The organism is Lelliottia sp. RD5 (genome assembly GCF_056032945.1).
Genome location: NZ_JBVYHQ010000008.1, coordinates 39,682 through 57,006 on the forward strand (window position 1 = coordinate 39,682; position 17,325 = coordinate 57,006).

12 protein-coding genes are annotated in these 17,325 nt (G+C 52.5%); 6 read left to right on the forward strand and 6 right to left on the reverse strand.

The window, feature by feature from the left end:
• The first annotated feature begins 45 nt into the window (after positions 1-45).
• Positions 46-2,109 (forward strand): AsmA family protein, encoded by a 2,064-nt coding sequence (locus AC0LWE_RS19685; RefSeq protein WP_059180377.1) that lies wholly within the window; start codon positions 46-48, stop codon positions 2,107-2,109.
• A 529-nt stretch (positions 2,110-2,638) separates the two neighbouring features.
• Here the strand turns inward: AC0LWE_RS19685 and AC0LWE_RS19690 are convergent.
• The 3 genes from AC0LWE_RS19690 to AC0LWE_RS19700 all read right to left on the reverse strand — a co-directional run bounded on the left by AC0LWE_RS19690 (position 2,639) and on the right by AC0LWE_RS19700 (position 6,211).
• Positions 2,639-3,961 carry an MFS transporter gene (locus tag AC0LWE_RS19690; protein WP_059180376.1) on the reverse strand — a complete coding sequence of 441 codons (1,323 nt, stop codon included), beginning with the start codon at positions 3,959-3,961 and terminating at the stop codon, positions 2,639-2,641.
• Between the two features lie 273 nt (positions 3,962-4,234).
• A complete protein-coding gene (gene yhjD / locus AC0LWE_RS19695) occupies positions 4,235-5,260 on the reverse strand; it encodes an inner membrane protein YhjD (RefSeq protein WP_202668633.1) in 1,026 nt (341 codons plus the stop codon).
• Between the two features lie 51 nt (positions 5,261-5,311).
• The gene (locus tag AC0LWE_RS19700; RefSeq protein WP_219347286.1) at positions 5,312-6,211 is read right to left on the reverse strand and encodes a LysR family transcriptional regulator; all 900 of its coding nucleotides are present in this window, start codon (positions 6,209-6,211) and stop codon (positions 5,312-5,314) included.
• 119 nt (positions 6,212-6,330) lie between these two features.
• Here AC0LWE_RS19700 and AC0LWE_RS19705 point away from each other — a divergent pair, with 119 nt between their 5' ends.
• Entirely contained in the window at positions 6,331-7,089 is a 759-nt protein-coding gene (locus tag AC0LWE_RS19705; RefSeq protein ID WP_219347287.1) for an SDR family NAD(P)-dependent oxidoreductase, read from the forward strand.
• 3 nt (positions 7,090-7,092) lie between these two features.
• Here AC0LWE_RS19705 and AC0LWE_RS19710 read toward each other — a convergent pair whose 3' ends face one another.
• Positions 7,093-7,632: a GNAT family N-acetyltransferase gene (locus AC0LWE_RS19710; RefSeq protein ID WP_219347288.1), complete on the reverse strand. Its 540-nt coding sequence runs from the start codon at positions 7,630-7,632 to the stop codon at positions 7,093-7,095.
• A gap of 144 nt (positions 7,633-7,776) precedes the next feature.
• Between AC0LWE_RS19710 and AC0LWE_RS19715 the strand changes: the two genes are divergently transcribed.
• Complete coding sequence (locus AC0LWE_RS19715) at positions 7,777-9,372, forward strand: STY4199 family HEPN domain-containing protein (RefSeq protein ID WP_202668657.1); 1,596 nt, start codon at positions 7,777-7,779, stop codon at positions 9,370-9,372.
• 57 nt (positions 9,373-9,429) lie between these two features.
• Here AC0LWE_RS19715 and AC0LWE_RS19720 read toward each other — a convergent pair whose 3' ends face one another.
• A complete protein-coding gene (locus tag AC0LWE_RS19720; RefSeq protein WP_059180371.1) occupies positions 9,430-11,079 on the reverse strand; it encodes an alpha,alpha-trehalase in 1,650 nt (549 codons plus the stop codon).
• A 1,080-nt stretch (positions 11,080-12,159) separates the two neighbouring features.
• On the opposite strand from AC0LWE_RS19720, the gene guaD reads away from it, so the two are divergent.
• From guaD to gltS, 3 genes are all read left to right on the forward strand, one after another.
• Positions 12,160-13,491, forward strand: coding sequence for a guanine deaminase (gene guaD, locus AC0LWE_RS19725; RefSeq protein WP_202714269.1), 1,332 nt, complete (start codon positions 12,160-12,162; stop codon positions 13,489-13,491).
• A gap of 76 nt (positions 13,492-13,567) precedes the next feature.
• Entirely contained in the window at positions 13,568-14,860 is a 1,293-nt protein-coding gene (locus tag AC0LWE_RS19730) for an MFS transporter (protein ID WP_219347289.1), read from the forward strand.
• Positions 14,861-14,876: 16 nt separating this feature from the next.
• Positions 14,877-16,085 carry a sodium/glutamate symporter gene (gene gltS, locus AC0LWE_RS19735; RefSeq protein WP_174343510.1) on the forward strand — a complete coding sequence of 403 codons (1,209 nt, stop codon included), beginning with the start codon at positions 14,877-14,879 and terminating at the stop codon, positions 16,083-16,085.
• Positions 16,086-16,095: 10 nt separating this feature from the next.
• Here the strand turns inward: gltS and AC0LWE_RS19740 are convergent, their stop codons facing one another.
• On the reverse strand, positions 16,096-17,064 hold the full coding sequence (locus AC0LWE_RS19740; protein ID WP_219347290.1) for a hypothetical protein: 969 nt from the start codon (positions 17,062-17,064) through the stop codon (positions 16,096-16,098).
• Between the last annotated feature and the right edge of the window lie 261 nt (positions 17,065-17,325).

Genomic DNA, 17,325 nt, shown 5'->3' on the forward strand with positions numbered 1-17,325 from the left:
GAACTATATTCATGAAAGGCAAGGTGATAAAGAAAGGGGACAGTGATGACAAAAACGACCAGGATCGTCACCTGGGTGGCAGGGATTTTCTTGTTGTTGATTGTGGTAGCAATCATCATTATTGCGACGTTCGACTGGAATCGTCTCAAGCCGACCATCAACCAGAAAGTCTCAACCGAACTTAACCGACCCTTCGCCATTCGCGGCGATCTTGGCGTGGTGTGGGAGCGTCAGAAAGACGAAACCGGCTGGCGCAGCTGGGTTCCCTGGCCGCACGTACACGCTAACGACATTATTCTCGGCAATCCGCCGGACATTCCTGAAGTCACCATGGTACATCTGCCACGCGTAGAAGCCACGCTTGCGCCATTGGCGCTGCTGACGAAAACGGTTTATCTGCCGTGGATCAAACTGCAACAGCCCGATGCGCGGCTGATTCGTCTTTCAGAGAAAAACGACAACTGGACGTTTAACCTGGCCGGCAGCGATGAAGAAAAAGATCCCAACGCGCAGCCATCAGCCTGGTCATTCCGTCTGGATAATATTCTGTTTGATCGCGGGCGGATCGCGATTGATGACAAGGTCAGCAAAGCGGATGTGGAGATCTTTGTTGATCCGCTCGGCAAACCGCTGCCGTTCAGCGAAGTCACCGGTAACAAAGGCAAAAACGATACTCACAACGTGGGCGATTACGTTTTCGGCCTGAAAGCGACAGGGCGTTACAACGGCCAGCCGTTAACCGGCACGGGCAAGATCGGCGGCGTGCTGGCGCTGCGAAGCGCAGGTACACCGTTCCCTGTGCAGGCGGATTTCCGCTCCGGTAACTCCCGCGTGGCGTTTGTCGGCACGGTCAACGATCCGATGAAAATGGGCGGCGTCGATGTGCAGCTTAAATTCTCCGGCGACTCGCTGGGCGAACTTTATGATTTAACGGGCGTGCTCCTGCCGGATACTCCGCCGTTTGAGACGGACGGGCGTCTGGTGGCAAAAATCGATACCGAAAAATCCTCGGTGTTTGATTATCGCAATTTCAACGGACGTATCGGCGACAGCGACATTCGCGGCTCGCTCACGTATACCACCGGAAAACCACGGCCAAAACTGGAAGGCGATCTCGAATCCCGCCAGTTGCGGCTGGCCGATCTCGGCCCGCTGATCGGCGTTGATTCCGGTAAAGGCGCGCAGAAGGCAAAAAGCGCCGAGCAGAAAAAGGGCGAGAAAGATATCCAGCCGGCGGGCAAAGTGCTGCCCTACGATCGCTTTGAAACCGACAAATGGGATGTAATGGACGCCGATGTGCGCTTCAAAGGCCGCAAAATCGAGCACGGCAGCACGTTGCCAATCAGCGACCTTTCAACGCACATCATCCTGAAAAATTCAGACTTGCACCTGCAGCCGCTGAAATTCGGTCTGGCGGGAGGAACCATCTCGTCGAATATTCATCTCGACGGCGACAAAAAACCGATGCAGGGACGGGCGGATATTCAGGCGCGCAGGCTGAAGCTGAAAGAGCTGATGCCAAACGTTGAGCTGATGCAGAAAACCCTCGGTGAGATGAACGGCGATGCGGAAATCCGCGGTGTGGGTAACTCGATTGCTGCGCTGCTGGGCAGCAGTAACGGGAATCTTAAGCTGCTGATGAACGACGGGTTGATCAGCCGTAACCTGATGGAGATTCTGGGGCTGAACGTCGGTAACTTCATCATTGGGCAGATTTTTGGCGATGACGAAGTGCGTGTGAACTGTGCGGCGGCGAATCTGGATCTGGTCAACGGTGTGGCGCGTCCGCAGATTTTTGCCTTCGATACGGAAAACGCGGTGATCAACGTGACGGGCACCGCGAGCATGGCGTCAGAACAGCTGGATTTGACGATTAATCCAGAGAGTAAGGGGTTCCGCATCATTACGCTGCGTTCCCCGCTCTACGTGCGCGGTTCGTTTAAAAATCCGCAAGCCGGTGTCAAACCCGGCCCGCTGATTGCGCGCGGTGCCGTGGCTGCGGCGCTGGCCACATTAGTGACGCCTGCGGCCGCGCTGCTGGCGCTGATTTCGCCATCAGAAGGGGACGCGAATCAGTGCCGCAATATTCTGTCGCAGATGAAGAAATAACGTGGGGAGCCTGGAGGGCGTTATCGCCTCAGCGTGAGGATGGGTAACGCTTTCCCCCTCTCCATTTAGGAAGAGGGGGGGAGAGCGCCTCGGAGGTGATTCCGTTCACTTTCAGATACGTGCTTATTTAACGTTTCGGAACCCGTGAACGTGCCAGGGTGGCTCAATCGCCACCACCCTGGCAACCCGGGCTCCCGGCAAGAAAATCGCCGCTTCGCGGTGCCCTCGCCTTATTTCTTTCGGCTGACGGGGTCGGGCGCGCGTAACGTCCCTGTAAATGCGCCCTCGCCGCGCATCCCTGCGCGTCGCCCCGGCCTCCAGAAAACGGCTCAGCGATTTACAGCCGGATCAGAGCGCTGCTGCATTCCACTCATCACTTAGACGCCGTGTTCGCGGATAGAGAAGCACTCACTGGAAGTGAACGGAATGGAATACCCTCAAAAGCGGTTTAGCGCCTCACTCCAGCCTGCTCCCTAAAGGGAGAAGGCATCCCTTATGCGAATAATCACAAATGCAAATCATCAATAAATCACAACGACCGATCGCGCGTCTCGTGCGTTAACAGCAACGCAATCAGCGTCAGCGCGGCCATTGATGCCAGATAAACCCCCACGTAGAACAGACCGTAATTTGCCTGTAACCAGGTCGCGATATACGGCGCAACGGAAGCACCCAGAATCGATGAAACGTTATAGGAGAACGACGCGCCGGTGTAGCGCACTTCCGTCGGGAACAGCTCCGGCAGCAGCGCGCCCATCGGACCAAACGTCAGTCCCATCAGGCTCAAACCAATCAGCAGATAAACCATCACCAGCGCCGGACTGCCGGAACCCAACAGCGGCGGGAAGACAAACAGCGCGAACAGAATGATAAGCGTTGTAATGACGATCATGCTTGAGCGACGGCCAAATTTATCCGCCAGCAGGCCCGCAATCGGCACCATTACGCCAAAGCCAATCACCGCCATCATCAGCATCCACAGCACTTCATTACGTGGCAGGCCCAGCCCAACCGGTGCCGCAGCGGTGCTGAAGGTCATGGAATACACGGTCATGATGTAAAACAGCGTGTAGGTCGCCAGCATGATGAACGTGCCCAGCACCGTCACGCGGACGTGTTTGGTCAGCAGCGTACCCAGCGGGATTTTGACCTGTTTTTTCGCCGCCGCGACTTTGGCGAAAACGGGCGTTTCGTGCAGAGAAACGCGCACGTACAGGCCAATCAACACCAGCACAGCAGAGAAGATAAACGGAATACGCCAGCCCCAGCTCATGAACTGCTCGTCGGTCAGCAGCCACGACAGCAGCAGGAACGTGCCGTTAGCGAAGAAGAAGCCAATCGGCGCGCCTAACTGCGGGAACGAGCCGTACAGCGCGCGTTTGCGCGGCGGGGCATTTTCCGTCGCCAGTAACGCCGCACCACCCCATTCACCGCCCAGGCCCAAACCCTGACCAAAGCGCGCCAGCGCCAGCAGAATCGGGGCTAAAATACCGATTGTTTCGTAGGTTGGCAGCAGGCCAATCGCGACGGTGGAAATCCCCATGGTCAGCAGCGATGCCACCAGGGTGACCTTGCGGCCAACGCGATCGCCAAAGTGCCCGAAGACAGCCGAACCAATCGGGCGCGCGATAAAGGCGATAGCGAACGTTGCCAGCGATTGTAGCGTTGCCGCCGTAGGATCGCCCTGCGGGAAGAAAATGTGCGGAAAGACAATGACCGCAGCAGTGGCGTAAATGTAGAAATCGAAGAATTCGATGGCGGTGCCAATCAGGGAGGCAACGACGACTTTATTACGCGAGTTGACCGGTGTGCTTTCCGGTTCGGAATCGATGGTAGTGGCTGTGGCTTGCATAAAATTTTCTTATTTTTTGGCGAACGAACGGCCATATTACGCATAGCAAAAGCGACATTTCAATCTGTAACAAACCGGCGAGACGGCGATAAAAGCAGCAAAAAGCGGATAATATTCAGGCCAGCGAAATATCTTCTATGAAATGCTTCACAGATTTTATATATCAGAGGATAAAACTGGTTTTTGGTTAAATAAAAGTTACAGGCTGGATTTATATGCTGAAATGCCGAATCGGGCTGAAATTATGCATGCTTATTCAGCCCGATGGCGGATTTACCGGTGCGTTTTGCCCGGCATTCTTGGGTCGTCTTTGTACTGCGCGGTGGCGATCCACGCGGCGCAGAAGAGCGTCAGGCGAGCAAAGAAGTAGAAGAACGCCATAAGCCCTAACACCGAGCCAAATGCGGCCCCAGACGGTGATTTCACCAGCGCCGGAAGGGTGTACGTCATGACGATTTTAATCACTTCAAAGCCAATCGCCGCGATAAACGTTCCACGAATCAACGCTTTTTTGCGCGGGCGGTGGCGCGGCAATCGCCAGAATATCCAGAAGAAAAGCAGATAGTTGGCAAAAATAGAAATGGCCAGTCCGATAACCCGCCAGGCCGGTTTGAGCCACTCGATGTAATCGAGATACAGCGCGGAGATAATCATCTGCTGCGCTGACCCGGCGACGGAGGTAATCGACAGCGTCACGATCAGCGCAATCAGCAGGCCTATCAGCGAGACGAAATCGCGCAGATATTTAATCCAGATTTTTTCTTCGTCCTGCGGCCTGCGCTCCCACACATCGCGCGACTGGGCGCGAATGGCTTCACGCAGGTTTCCCATCCAGTTAACGCCTGAATAGAGCGCAATCAGCAGCCCGACAATCCCCACGGTGGTTCGTTGCTGAACCGCGGTGTTAATGGTGCTTTTGAGCGTGGCGGCGAGCGTAGGGTCGCTGACGTTCACCAGAATTTTGTTGAAGATGTCCTGTAACAGCGTGGGATGCGAGGCGAGGATAAAACCGGCCGCTGCAAACGACACCATCATAATCGGGATCATGGATAAGAAGGAGAAATAGGTAATCGCTGCCCCAAACTGGTTGCCCATGCGATCGTTAAAGCGCTCGGCGGCGCGTATCAGGTGCGCAACCATTGGGCGGCGCTGAATTTTCTGCGCCGTGTCGGTCACCGTTTCCAGTGCCTTATTCGCTTTGCCAGGAGAGGGCTTTTTTTCTGGCTCCGTTTCCATTTTTTTAATGGGATCGTATTCCAGTTCCTGAGTCGGTCGTTGCTGGTTGTTTTCCGGCGTCACGCGCATTTTCCTTATTCGTTTGACTGGAGGTTACTGAATTATAGCTTGCGACTAGTCAACGTAGGCTTTCATTGTGCCGGTGAGCCACTCCATGAACAGGTGAACGCGTCGGGAGAGGTTGCGACGATGGGGATAAATCAGCGACACGGGCATTGGTTCGGCACGATATTGCGGCAGAATCTCTACCATTTTTTTCGCCCGCAGCGCCTCGCGGACGCCGACGCGCGGCACCTGGATAATACCCAGTCCGGCAAGGCACGCCGCATGATAGGTTTCGGTACTGTTGACCGTTAAAATGCCACCGGTTTTCACCCACACCGTTGCATCACCGTTAAAAAATTCAAAACCCTGCGGGCGCGTGCCCAGATTCACGGCGTAATGAATGACCGCGTGAGACGCGAGATCGTCCAGATTGTCCGGATACCCGAAACGCGCCAGATAATCGGGGCTGGCGCAGTTAATCATCGACAGTTTGCCTAGCGTACGCGCGATCAAGCCAGAATCCTTCAGCGTGCCGACGCGCACCACGCAGTCGAACCCTTCACGAATCACATCCACCAGCCGATCGCTGCTGCTCAATTCCAGCTCAATGCCGGGATATTGCTGTAAGAAGGAGGGCAGTTTCGGGATGACTAAATTTCGCGCAACGGCAACCGGCATATCGACGCGCAATCGTCCGCTGATGCTGGTGGGGTCACTCTGGAAAAGGCCATCCAGTTCGTCGAGGTTGGCGAGCAGATCTTTTGCCCGCTCGTAATAGACCATGCCGTCTTGCGTCAGGCTGACGCGGCGCGTGGTGCGGTGTAAAAGCTGGGTGCCCAACAGGTTTTCCAGCGCCTGAATCTGGCGCGATACGCTACCTTTAGGAAGACCTAACGTGTCCGCGGCGCGAGAAAAACTCTCCAGTTCCGCCACGCGGATAAAGAGCTGCATTGCGTGAATTTTATCCATAGGCTGCGCTCATTATTGTTGTCAGTGAAACAGTGAAGCGTTCTTTGCCGTCTTTATTGATTTTCTATCACCTAATAAGCTCTTACTCAATCTCCATATCAGCCGAAACGAGGTTTTTCATGAGTGAACGTATTGCATTAGTGACGGGTGGGAGTCGCGGACTGGGTAAAAACGCGGCCTTAAAGCTGGCAGCAAAGGGAGCGGGAATCATCCTGACTTACCACAGCAGCCAGAAAGAAGCCTTTGATGTGGTCCATCAGATTGAAGAGAAAGGCGTGAAGGCCGTGGCTTTGCCGCTCAATGTCGGTGACGTCGCCAGCTTTGAGCGTTTTGTGAGCGAGGTGCGCTCACAGCTAAAACATGTCTGGCAGCGTGATTCGTTCGATTATTTATTGAACAATGCTGGAACGGGTTTATACGCCCCGTACGCAGAGACCACGGAAGCGCAATTTGATGATGCGATGAATATCCATTTTAAAGGACCTTTCTTCCTGACGCAGGGCCTCTTGCCTGTCATTAAAGACGGCGGGCGTATTTTGAACGTCTCGAGCGGGTTGGCGCGTTTTGCCCAGCCGGGTTCCAGCGCCTATGCGGCGATGAAAGGGGCAATGGAAGTGCTCACGCGCTACCAGGCAAAAGAGCTGGGCGCGCGCGGTATATCAGTCAATATCATCGCCCCGGGTGCTATCGAAACCGATTTTGGCGGCGGTCGCGTGCGGGACAACGAGCAGTTGAATCAGATGATTGCTTCGCAAACGGCGCTGGGCCGCGTCGGGTTGCCGGACGATATTGGTGACGCGATCGCGGCATTGCTGAGCGATGACCTGGGCTGGATGAACGCGCAGCGCATTGAGGTGTCAGGGGGGATGTTCCTGTAACCCTCAACGCGCTGGAACCACATGCTCGTGTTTGAGCAAGCCAAATACCCAGTCATTATGCCAGCCCCCAGACAGCCAGAAGTTTTCTCGCAGCTCGCCTTCCAGTACAAAGCCTGCTTTTTCCAGCAGGCGCCGGGAGGCGATGTTGCCCGCCGTTACCGTTGCGGTCAGACGACGGATCCCGCCCTGCTCAAACGCGAAATCACACAGCGCGCGTAACGACTCATAGCCATAGCCTTTACCCTGAGCTTCCGGTGCGAATAAAAACCCGACTTCTGCGCAATCATTTTCTCTATGTATATATCCAGTCGCTCCCAGCGGTATCTGGCTGACGGCGTCACGCACAATTAAGCACAGCCAGTGATCGCTGCCAAGCGTCCAGTGCTGAAGACGCGGTTCGAATGCTGCGCGGATCGTCGCAATTGGCCGCTGATTTGCAACAAATTTCATCACCTCCGGGTCTTGCTGGAGCGACAGATAAAACGGCCAGTCTTGCTCTTCGACAGGTGAGCAAATCAGGCGGGGCGTCGTTATCACCGGCATGCATTTTCTCCTATAACAATTTTCAATGATTATAGGGTTATCACTTTATTTCTCCATATTCTCAGTTATGTTTAAGGGCGCATAAATTAAAAAAATTAGCCCGTTGCGGCCGACTTCTCCTTTTTGCAGTACTTAAGGTAAATGATGACATCAAGCACATCACATCACATTCGTGGGCAATTTGAACAATGCATCGGCATTATTCGGCTCGCCTCCGTGGAGATCTTGCTGTTACTTGATCTGCGCGTCTCTGAAGGGAAAGATCCCCGCTGGTTCCTGGAACAACTCGACACGGCCCGCCTGGGTCTGGGCGGATGGGGGCCGGTGGCGAAACGCCTGAATCTCAATGATGCCGAAATGTCCGATTTCACGCTGCAATTGCGGCTACTACAGCAGCGCGTGCCGCAGTATGAAAGCGGTCAGGATGTCAGTGAAAATCAGCTGATCGCTGCCGTGCGTTTTGTTACTTCGCTAGAACATCTGCGGTTGCAACAGCCGCTGCTGGGCTACAACACTGACCTCGCGCCGGGAGATGAATCGCAGCAATTGCAGGCGCATAAGCAGGTGCGTGCCATTGAGCTGATCATCAGATCGTTAATTATGCAGGCCTGGCCCGATCAGGTGCGGCTGAACAACCATCTAAAAACCTTATTCAATGCCGACCGCGTCAGACGCTGGCTGAAACTCGGTGAGCGTAACGATGTCCTGAGCGGCATGATGTTCAGCGAAATGGCGCAGATGCTGGTCGATAAGAAAGAGTTCAGCCGTTATTACTCGCGTCTGTTCAACGATGGCACCAACCTCACCCTGTTGGTTGAACCACGTAAAACGCTGCAGATTTTTCTGGATGATATTCGACAGATCCGTAATGCCCTGACTGTTCAGCAAACCTTAAGCTCCGCACAACTTCTGATGCTGGATAATTACTATGGGCAGATCTCCCGGCCTATCCAACGCGCTTTCGAAGAAGGGCGCACGCGCATTAACCCGACCGGGCTGATGGCGGTCGATGCCAGCGAGCTGCACACCTTCTGGGAAAACGCGCAAAAAATGGACAGGCAGACCGGGGGCGATCTCTTTGAGGTGCGTGACAGTATTGAAAAGCCGACGCAGCGCGCGCCGCGTACTCCGGAGCAACGCGATCAGCTGATCTCCGGCACGCTGTGGGGGGCGGTGGGCGTGATGGTGCTCGCTATCATTGCGGGCGGCGTGTGGTTGGTGGTCAGCGAGATGCCTTCTGCTCCGGCGGCCACCGTGACAGCACAGGTGCAGGCCCCGTTGCCCGAGACGCGTGAAAAGCCGTCTCCGCGAGAAAAGCTGACGCGCATGGGCGTGACATGGGATGAAAACAGTCTTCGTTCCGCCATCGATCGCAACGATACGCAGATGACTCTGCTGTTCCTGCAAAGTGGAATGGACTGGAAACTGTCATGGACCGAGCAGGCGATGGCGTCTAAACATGACGAAGTGCTGGAAGTGCTGATGCGCTATCCACAGAAAATGGTGGAGGAAAAACCGTGCCGCCGCTTCATTAGTACCTTGAGCCATGCGATGTCGAACGGGGAGCCGCTCACGTCGGTGCGTAAACAGTTCCTCTCCGCTTTTTGTACCGTGCCTGCGGTTGTGAAGCGTCAGAAACGTGAAGCCGAGCAAGCGATGCTGCGAGCACAAGCGCAGCCGGATGAAAGCAACAAACGTTGGCAGTCTATCCAGACGGATATCTACAATGTGATTCGCTAAACACGTGCGTTAAACACGTAACACGTACGTTAAACACAAACGCTGAACAGAGGGGAACTACGGTTCCCCATACAGTCCAATCAAACGCCGCACCACACCGTTCGTCCAGCCAAAGCCATCCTGCAACGGATATTCACCCCCGCCACCTTCGCGCGGTGTGCTGCTGGCAATGTGATACTTTTCAATCAGCTTGTGATGCGCTTTGTAGAAGTGATTCACCGTTTGCAGCCAGCTCCAGGCGATCTCATCTCCCAATGAATCATTGCCGTACTGCTTGAATCCCTGGACGGCCATCCATTGCAGCGGTGCCCAGCCGTTGGGTTTATCCCACTGCTCGCCGGTTTCGTGTTCCGTCGCCATAATTCCGCCCGGCGTGAGCAGGCGGGCTTTGACCGTATCTGCCAGGCGGTCGGCCTGTTCATGCGTCGCCATCCCCACATACAGCGGTACGATGCTGGCGGCAGAAAAAAGTGCCATCTCTTCGCGACGCCAGTCGTAATCGCGATAACAGCCGTTTTCGTCATCCCACAGGAATCGGTTCACGGCGGCACGGCGATCGTTGGCTTTCTGACGGAAAAGCTCAGACGTCTCTTTGTCGCCTTTCGATGCCGAAATATTGGCAATCGCACTTTCGAGTTTGAACAAGAACGCGTTCAAATCGATGGGGATAAACTGCGTGGTACGGATGCTGGCGAGCCGCCCGGCATCGCGCAGCCAGCGAGAAGAGTAATCCCAGCCGGACGCCGCGCCAGCGCGGAGATCGCGATACACTTCGTTCGGCGGACGGCCTGAGTGCTTGGCCGTTTCAACGTCTTCTACCCACGACTCATCACGCGGAGTGTCGCGGTCGTCCCAATAGCGGTTGAGCAGCGAGCCATCCGGCATACGCACCGCGTGACGGTAAGCCTGGTTCGGAATCAGCGAATCCGCGCCGTCCATCCAGAATGCGTACTCCATCATCAGGTGATCCAGATAACGCTTCGCGCCGCGCACGCCGTCCTCTTCAAACAGCTCAACCATCAACGCAAATACCGGCGGCTGTGAACGGCTGAGATAATAGGTTCGGTTACCGTTCGGGATATGGCCGTAGCGCTCAATCATCCACGCGAAATTATCCGCCATACACTTGAGCAGATCGTTGCGCCCGCTTTCCGCGAGGCCCAGCATGGTGAAATACGAATCCCAATAGTAGGTTTCGCTAAATCGTCCACCCGGCACGATATACGCCTGCGGCAGCGCCAGCAGTGATGACCATGGGATGTGATCCTGCGGCTCGCGCGTCAGCACCGGCCACAGATTATCAATATGCTCTTTGAGCGACAGACTGGGGTCGGAGACATATTCAGTTGTCAGGTTTTCCGGCATCCAGAAGTGATTCTCAACGAAGCGTTGCAAATCAAAGTCGCGATGACGGCGAACCTTACGGTAGCGAATCAGAATATCCAACGGATCCATCTTCGGCGCGCAGTCAGGGAACGTTTTGCTGTCCGCAAATAGGCGCGTCGATTGCACGTGCTCAAAAAGTTCCAGATAACGATCGGCAGGGGTGAGCGCATCGGATGCAGGCAGCCCCTCGATCATTTCTGGTTCCGGCTCCGCCTCGATCATCTCATCCAGTTTCAATTCGCAGGGATCGGTCTCATAGCGCAGCTCTTCTGCGATTTCGAACTCGATAATGTCTGCAGCATGTAATTTCTGGTTGAACATGGTGGTTAGGACCTCCGGTTTGCATTGTCACAAATACGGGTGTTTCCCGGACATAGAATAAGCTTAGACACTCGCTTCGGTCTGTGGGGTGCGAAGTGTGCGGTAGATCACATATCATTAGTGGATATTAAGACCCCTAAAATCGCGTAACAGATTGATTTAAAGTATTTTACTCGCAATTTCTGCAGTATGGACGATGAGTGAAATTCAGAGCATTCGTTTTGCAACGATTTATGTATGTTAACGCGAACTCTGCTTCATAAGAGGGCAACGGGTGTAAAACAACGTTCGTACCGCCTCCCTTATTGTGTTGTCGTGATATTTGCGAAGGTTTAATAATGCGCATTGAACATATCACCTGGCGTTTTGAATTCTTACGGCGTTCTTATGATATTTAATTGTATATTTTTAGTTTGCTTATGTTAATTATGTGTTGATCAGAATGAATGAATTATAGTCGCGCATGGCAGATATTTTTTAAATTTTAAACTGATGATACATTTTAAAATTAGCGTAAATGTAATTTCAGGATGTATATATTTAAGCTGATTAAAATACAAAACGAGACAATACAATAGAGTCATTTATTCTTTTTTCCTGTAATTTAATCGGCATAATCTGAAATCTGAAGGACAAAGATAGCTCCCTTTTTAATGGCATTTTCAGCTGACGCATTATTCATAAAAATGAATGCATTGTGAGTGAGCAATCCTTTTTTCTTATAGCGTTGTGAAAATGAAGATAATGACGTGATCGCGTTGCGAACACGGCTAAGATAACGTCATCCTTATTTGATATTAACCTCTACATGCGACGTGCGCTGGGCGAGCTTGATGCGGTACGCATTGTATTAGATTTTATGGAGAAAATATGTCGATAGTGTTAATAAAAAATGAAGCGAAAGAAAATAAGTGAATGAAGCGTGTTCACAATGAGGGAATATCATTTTTGTGGAGGTTAATGCCGCCTAATAAATGATGTTTCTTATGGGCAGCTATTCACGACCAGATTCTGGTTTACAGGCAGATTTGACCTGCACACCTGTTTTTAATTCTACACAATAAAGGGAGATAATAACGTATGAATGTCCCCCATACCGTAAAACCTGAAGCGGCAATCCGTGGCCCCGTACTGACCTTTACAGGAGATCCTTTCAAACAAGCACCTGATGAAGTGATGGTATACGAACCCGATGGGATCGTCGCATTTGGCGGCGGAAAAATCACCCATTTCGGCCCCGCAGAGGTGATTGAAAAGCAGCTTCCGCCTGACATTGAGATTACGAATTATGGTCCCGACTCGCTAATCTCGGCAGGGTTTCTTGATAGTCACGTCCATTTTCCTCAAACGCCCATGATCGGCGCCTTCGGTGAGCAACTGCTCGACTGGCTTAATACATACACCTTCCCGATGGAGAGGCGATATGCCGATAAGACGTTCGCCAGCGCGGTGGCGAAAATGTTTCTTAACGAGTGTCTGAAAAACGGAATCACCACCAGCTGCGTGTATTGCACCGTTTACCCGCAGTCGGTTGATGCGCTTTTTGAAGAAGCAGACCGTCTCGGTATGCGGATCGCCGGGGGTAAGGTGATGATGGACCGCAACGCGCCGGACTACCTGCTCGACACCGCCCAGACCAGCTACGAGGAGTCAAAAGCCCTCATCGAAAAATGGCATGGTCACAATCGCATCATGTACGCCATTACGCCACGTTTCGCGCCTACCAGCTCACCTGAACAGCTTGCCGTTGCTGGCGCACTCTGGGACGAATACCCGGATTGCTACATGCAGACGCACATTGCAGAAAACCTCGAGGAGATCGAGTGGGTTAAGTCGTTATTTCCGGAACGAAAAGGGTATCTCGACGTTTACGATCATTATGGATTGTGCCGCCCGCGCGCGGTATTCGGTCACGGCATCCATTTAACTGAAGATGAATTATGCACGATGCATCAAACGGGTTCGGCTATCGCGCATTGTCCAACCTCGAATTTCTTCCTGGGGAGCGGTTTTTTCAACGCCAGACGCGCGATGCAGGAAGAACGCCCTGTTCGCGTGGGGATCGGGACCGATCTTGGCGCCGGAACATCGTTCTCCATGTTAACCACGCTCAATGAAGCTTATAAAGCCGCACAGCTCAATGATTACGCGCTTACTGCCGCGCAGGCGTACTACATGGCAACGCGGGGTACCGCACATGCAATGTATATCGACGACAAGGTCGGCAGCATCGCCCCCGGAATGGAGGCAGACATCGTTGTACTCGACATGAAATCGACGCCAATTATCGATTATCGCATGCAGTTCGTGAAGGACATCCACGAGGCGTTGTTTGTACAAATGACGCTGGGGGATGACCGGGCAATTCAGGCGACGTATATCGCCGGCATTAAACGCTATAGCAGAGGCTAAAGCGATTTCAAAAATGACAAATATCTCATCCAGGATGGAGTCCGGATAAGGTGCATACCTCAAGGGGAGACTGGAAATGAAAAATGTAATATCCAGCCAGACAGCACGATGTGACGAGCAGCCCGTGGGCGGCGCAAAAGCCTGGTGGATTTGGGCTCTGGGGGTCACTTTCGTCGTATTTCTCTTCAGCTTCCAGACGGGCTATTCCGCGTCTAACCTCCGCGTTCAGCAGGATATCGGACTCACCATCGCACAGGTCAGTATGGTGGCGGCGGTTTACACGTGGGTCTTCGCGGTAGGGCAGTTTTTCAGCGGAGCATTACTGGACAGGCTGGGCGCCGGGCGAGTCACGCCAGTCGCGATCTCACTGGTGACCGTCGGGATTTTCATTTTTGCCAATGCGCAAAGTTTTGAAATGTTGCTGGTGGCGCAGTTCGTCATTGCCTGCGGCGCCTGTTGCGGCTTTGTCGGCGCCGGATTTATTGGCGGGCAATGGTTTGGGTTGGCTAAATACAGCGTGATGTTCGGCCTGGTTCAGGTGGTGGCCTCGACGGGGTCTTCCTTCTCACAAAACCTGATCAACATCGGGCTGGATCAAATGCACTGGCGCATTTTCTTCAACAGCTATGCCGTCTTTGGGGTGCTGTTGGCGATACTGGCTTTTGTGTTTGTCCGCAACCGCACGCCGGCGACAGGAATGGGTCAGGACGGGACAGGCGTTTTCCTGAAATCGGTAGTGAAGAACATCATCACCGTGGGAAAAATGCCGCACATCATCGTCGTGTCGATCATGAGCGCCACCACGTTCGCGACATGGCTGTCGATGGGGATTATCTGGGCGCGCCGTCTTCTTCAGTCAGTTCACGGCTTCGATCCGGGATGGGCCAATTTCGGCGGCTCACTCATCTTCCTTGGTATGGCGGTAGGCTCGGCCATTGTCCCGCGAATCTCGGATATCACTCAGAAGCGCAAACCGTTGATGATTGCGGGAGCGGCTATTCAGCTGGTTACGCTGCTGGCGCTGCTCTATGTACCAAACCCGGGTTTACTCTTTGCTCTGGTAACGTGTTTCCTGTTCGGGCTCGGCTCTTCCGGTTCAATGTTGCCGTTCAGTTCTGCCGCTGACGTCGTGAAGCCAGATCAGGTCGGTACTTCAGCCGCTATCGTTAACGGTGTGTCGTTTATCCTCGCGGGCTTCATGATGAGCCGCCCTGGCGTGATCATCGAGCGAGGCATGGCAGCGGGTACAGATATGGGTCTGTTTGATATCGCGCAGGCTGCGGCGATGCCACTTCTGTTCTGTGCCGCTATTCCGGTGGTGCTGGGGTTCTTTATGAAAGAATCCTACCCGACGCAACGGTCGGCGTGAGCGGAGCGTTAGGGCTATGGTCACCCTCATTGAAATACCGCTTCTTGTTTCCATGACGGTAGCGATCCTGTCCCTGTATCTGGGGATAAGGATCAACCAGGCCCTGAAGGCGTTTCACACCTGGGGGATCCCAAACGTAGTCACTGGCGGCCTGGTGGTCGCCAGTGTTTGCGGTCTGTTGTATACGTTGACGAATATCCACCTTAGTTTTGATCTCTGTGCGCGCGATATTTTACTCCTGTATTTTTTCACCAGCATTGGACTCAATATTCGATTATCCGATGTGTCGCGCGGGGGAAAGTCCCTGTGCATTCTTTTTTGCCTGACCAGTGGACTCATGGTTCTTCAAAATCTGGTTTCCAGCTCCGTCGTGTCTGCCTTTTCGCTACCTCCATCGCTAAGCATACTGCTGGGATCGCTTGCGTTAACAGGAGGACATGGAACAGCCATTGCCTGGGCACCGATGATTGATGCGCATTATGGTATTGAAAATGCGCATGAGATTGGAATTGCCGTTGCCACGCTTGGGTTGATTGCAGGGAGCCTGATCGGAGGGCCGCTCGCGCACCGGCTTATTTCGCGCTTTCGCTTAAAAGCGACCGGCGCATCGCTTCCCGTTGTTGGTCTTCCTGAAGCCCTGGGCAGTGATGGCGCAAACGATATAAACCATTTCGTTCTGTTGCGGACGATCGCCTTTATCCATATTGCCATTTTATCGGGTTATGGCATGGACGCAGTGCTGCAATATATGGGCATCAAAATGCCGCTGTTTGTCTCTGCCCTGGTCATGGCGATGGTCATTGCAAATGGCGTCCCCCGGCTATTTCCGCGCATCGCCATGCCGGCCAGGACGCGTGCGCTGGCGCTGATCTCAGATTTGTCGCTTGAACTTTTTCTGGCACTTTCGCTGATCGGCATGCAGCTCTGGCAGCTCGCGGACGTCGGATTGGCCGTTCTGGTCCTGTTCTTGCTTCACGTTGTTATCGCTGTGCTGTATATCCTTCTGATTGTTTTTCCGCTGATGGGCAGAGACTACGATTCCGCCGTCATCGCCTCCGGTTTTGCGGGGATCGCGCTAGGCTCGACTGCAACAGCCTTTACCAATATGTCGACGACAACAGCAATGCATGGCTCCTCACCAAAAGCGTTTATCCTTTTGTCGCTGGTAGCCGCGCTCTTCCTGGATATTGCCAACTCCTCGCTGGTTGCGCTGCTGATGAGATAGAAGCAAACCTTCAGAAGGTGATTATTTTCGACGTATATTCATTCTGTGATAGCAACCGTGATATCACCACGGATAAGAGAAAAACAAGTACCAGCGAGTGCAGCGTTATCCCCAGATTAAAGAGTTCATATACTCTGACCAGAATATAATAAATGCTGTAATGAATAATGTAGACACCCACCATCGTTGGACCCATAAAGTTTATCGTCTTTTTAATGGCCTTCGATTTTATGGCTGTGCGATTGAAGATAATAAATAAAATAGTGCATAGAATGAATAATTGAGAATGCTCAAGCAGAAGCCATGGGCTCACATAAACGGTTTGATGATTTACCAGATACAGTTCGCTGAAATAGAGACTCATTAAGGCAGGGAATAACAGGATTTTTGCCAGTTTAGTAATGGCTGGGTTGTTCATAAAACGTCTGAATGGCTTGCCAGCAAACACATGGCCAAGAATGTAATACCCGGGCCAAACCCATACTGAGGTATAATCTGCAAAAAGATCGATACCCGCGTCAGGCGTAGAGGCACGTAATACGTCAAACGTTAGCAGTCCCAAAAAACCTACCAGCACCAGCAATATCAACACGTTCAGCTTATCCTTTCCTTTTACAAGGAAGGGGTAGAGAAAATAGATCGCCGCCATGTTGATGAGTATCCCGCTTTGCAGTAAATAACTCGCCTCAAGGCTTCTTGAACTCAGCAAGGTCAGCACACCACTCCAGAAAATGAGAATGCCTAAAACCGATCTGACTTTCGCAAAAAATTGTGCGGGGGATAAATGATCAAGCTCATCGATATAACCCATTATGATGAAAAATAGCGGTTTGGACACCATGGAGATCAAATAAAAAATATTGACGACATTGGGTTCAAACAAACATTCCGATGTGCAGGCCTGACTGGTTGAAAAAAATGTCACTGCGGCAAAACAGCTCAATGTTTTAAGTGAATGTAATCCTGAACTTCCCGTCATTTTCACCTGCTTTCATGTCTGTTGTCTGCCTGTAAAAGAGAGGAGTCTTACAAGATAATTAAATTAGAACGTTGAGTGTATCGTCATTTATTACGATCATCTATCAGTTATCATTAACTATTAATTACGTGACAAATATATGGAAAAAGGAAACGAGATCTTAAAAAACTGACGATAATAAGCAGCCGGAATTAAAATAATGACATTTTCAACAGCAAGGAGTGAACGGGTATTGAGTGATGAGTCGATATATTGCACATC

Bases quoted from the DNA above. Each gene is read 5' to 3' on its own strand.
- AC0LWE_RS19740 (WP_219347290.1), bottom strand. From the start codon at position 17,064: ATGACGGGAAGTTCAGGATTACATTCACTTAAAACATTGAGCTGTTTT.
- AC0LWE_RS19715 (WP_202668657.1), top strand. From the start codon at position 7,777: ATGACATCAAGCACATCACATCACATTCGTGGGCAATTTGAACAATGC.
- AC0LWE_RS19690 (WP_059180376.1), bottom strand. From the start codon at position 3,961: ATGCAAGCCACAGCCACTACCATCGATTCCGAACCGGAAAGCACACCG.
- AC0LWE_RS19710 (WP_219347288.1), bottom strand. From the start codon at position 7,632: ATGCCGGTGATAACGACGCCCCGCCTGATTTGCTCACCTGTCGAAGAG.
- gltS (WP_174343510.1), top strand. From the start codon at position 14,877: ATGGTCACCCTCATTGAAATACCGCTTCTTGTTTCCATGACGGTAGCG.
- AC0LWE_RS19705 (WP_219347287.1), top strand. From the start codon at position 6,331: ATGAGTGAACGTATTGCATTAGTGACGGGTGGGAGTCGCGGACTGGGT.
- AC0LWE_RS19700 (WP_219347286.1), bottom strand. From the start codon at position 6,211: ATGGATAAAATTCACGCAATGCAGCTCTTTATCCGCGTGGCGGAACTG.
- AC0LWE_RS19730 (WP_219347289.1), top strand. From the start codon at position 13,568: ATGAAAAATGTAATATCCAGCCAGACAGCACGATGTGACGAGCAGCCC.
- AC0LWE_RS19720 (WP_059180371.1), bottom strand. From the start codon at position 11,079: ATGTTCAACCAGAAATTACATGCTGCAGACATTATCGAGTTCGAAATC.
- AC0LWE_RS19685 (WP_059180377.1), top strand. From the start codon at position 46: ATGACAAAAACGACCAGGATCGTCACCTGGGTGGCAGGGATTTTCTTG.
- guaD (WP_202714269.1), top strand. From the start codon at position 12,160: ATGAATGTCCCCCATACCGTAAAACCTGAAGCGGCAATCCGTGGCCCC.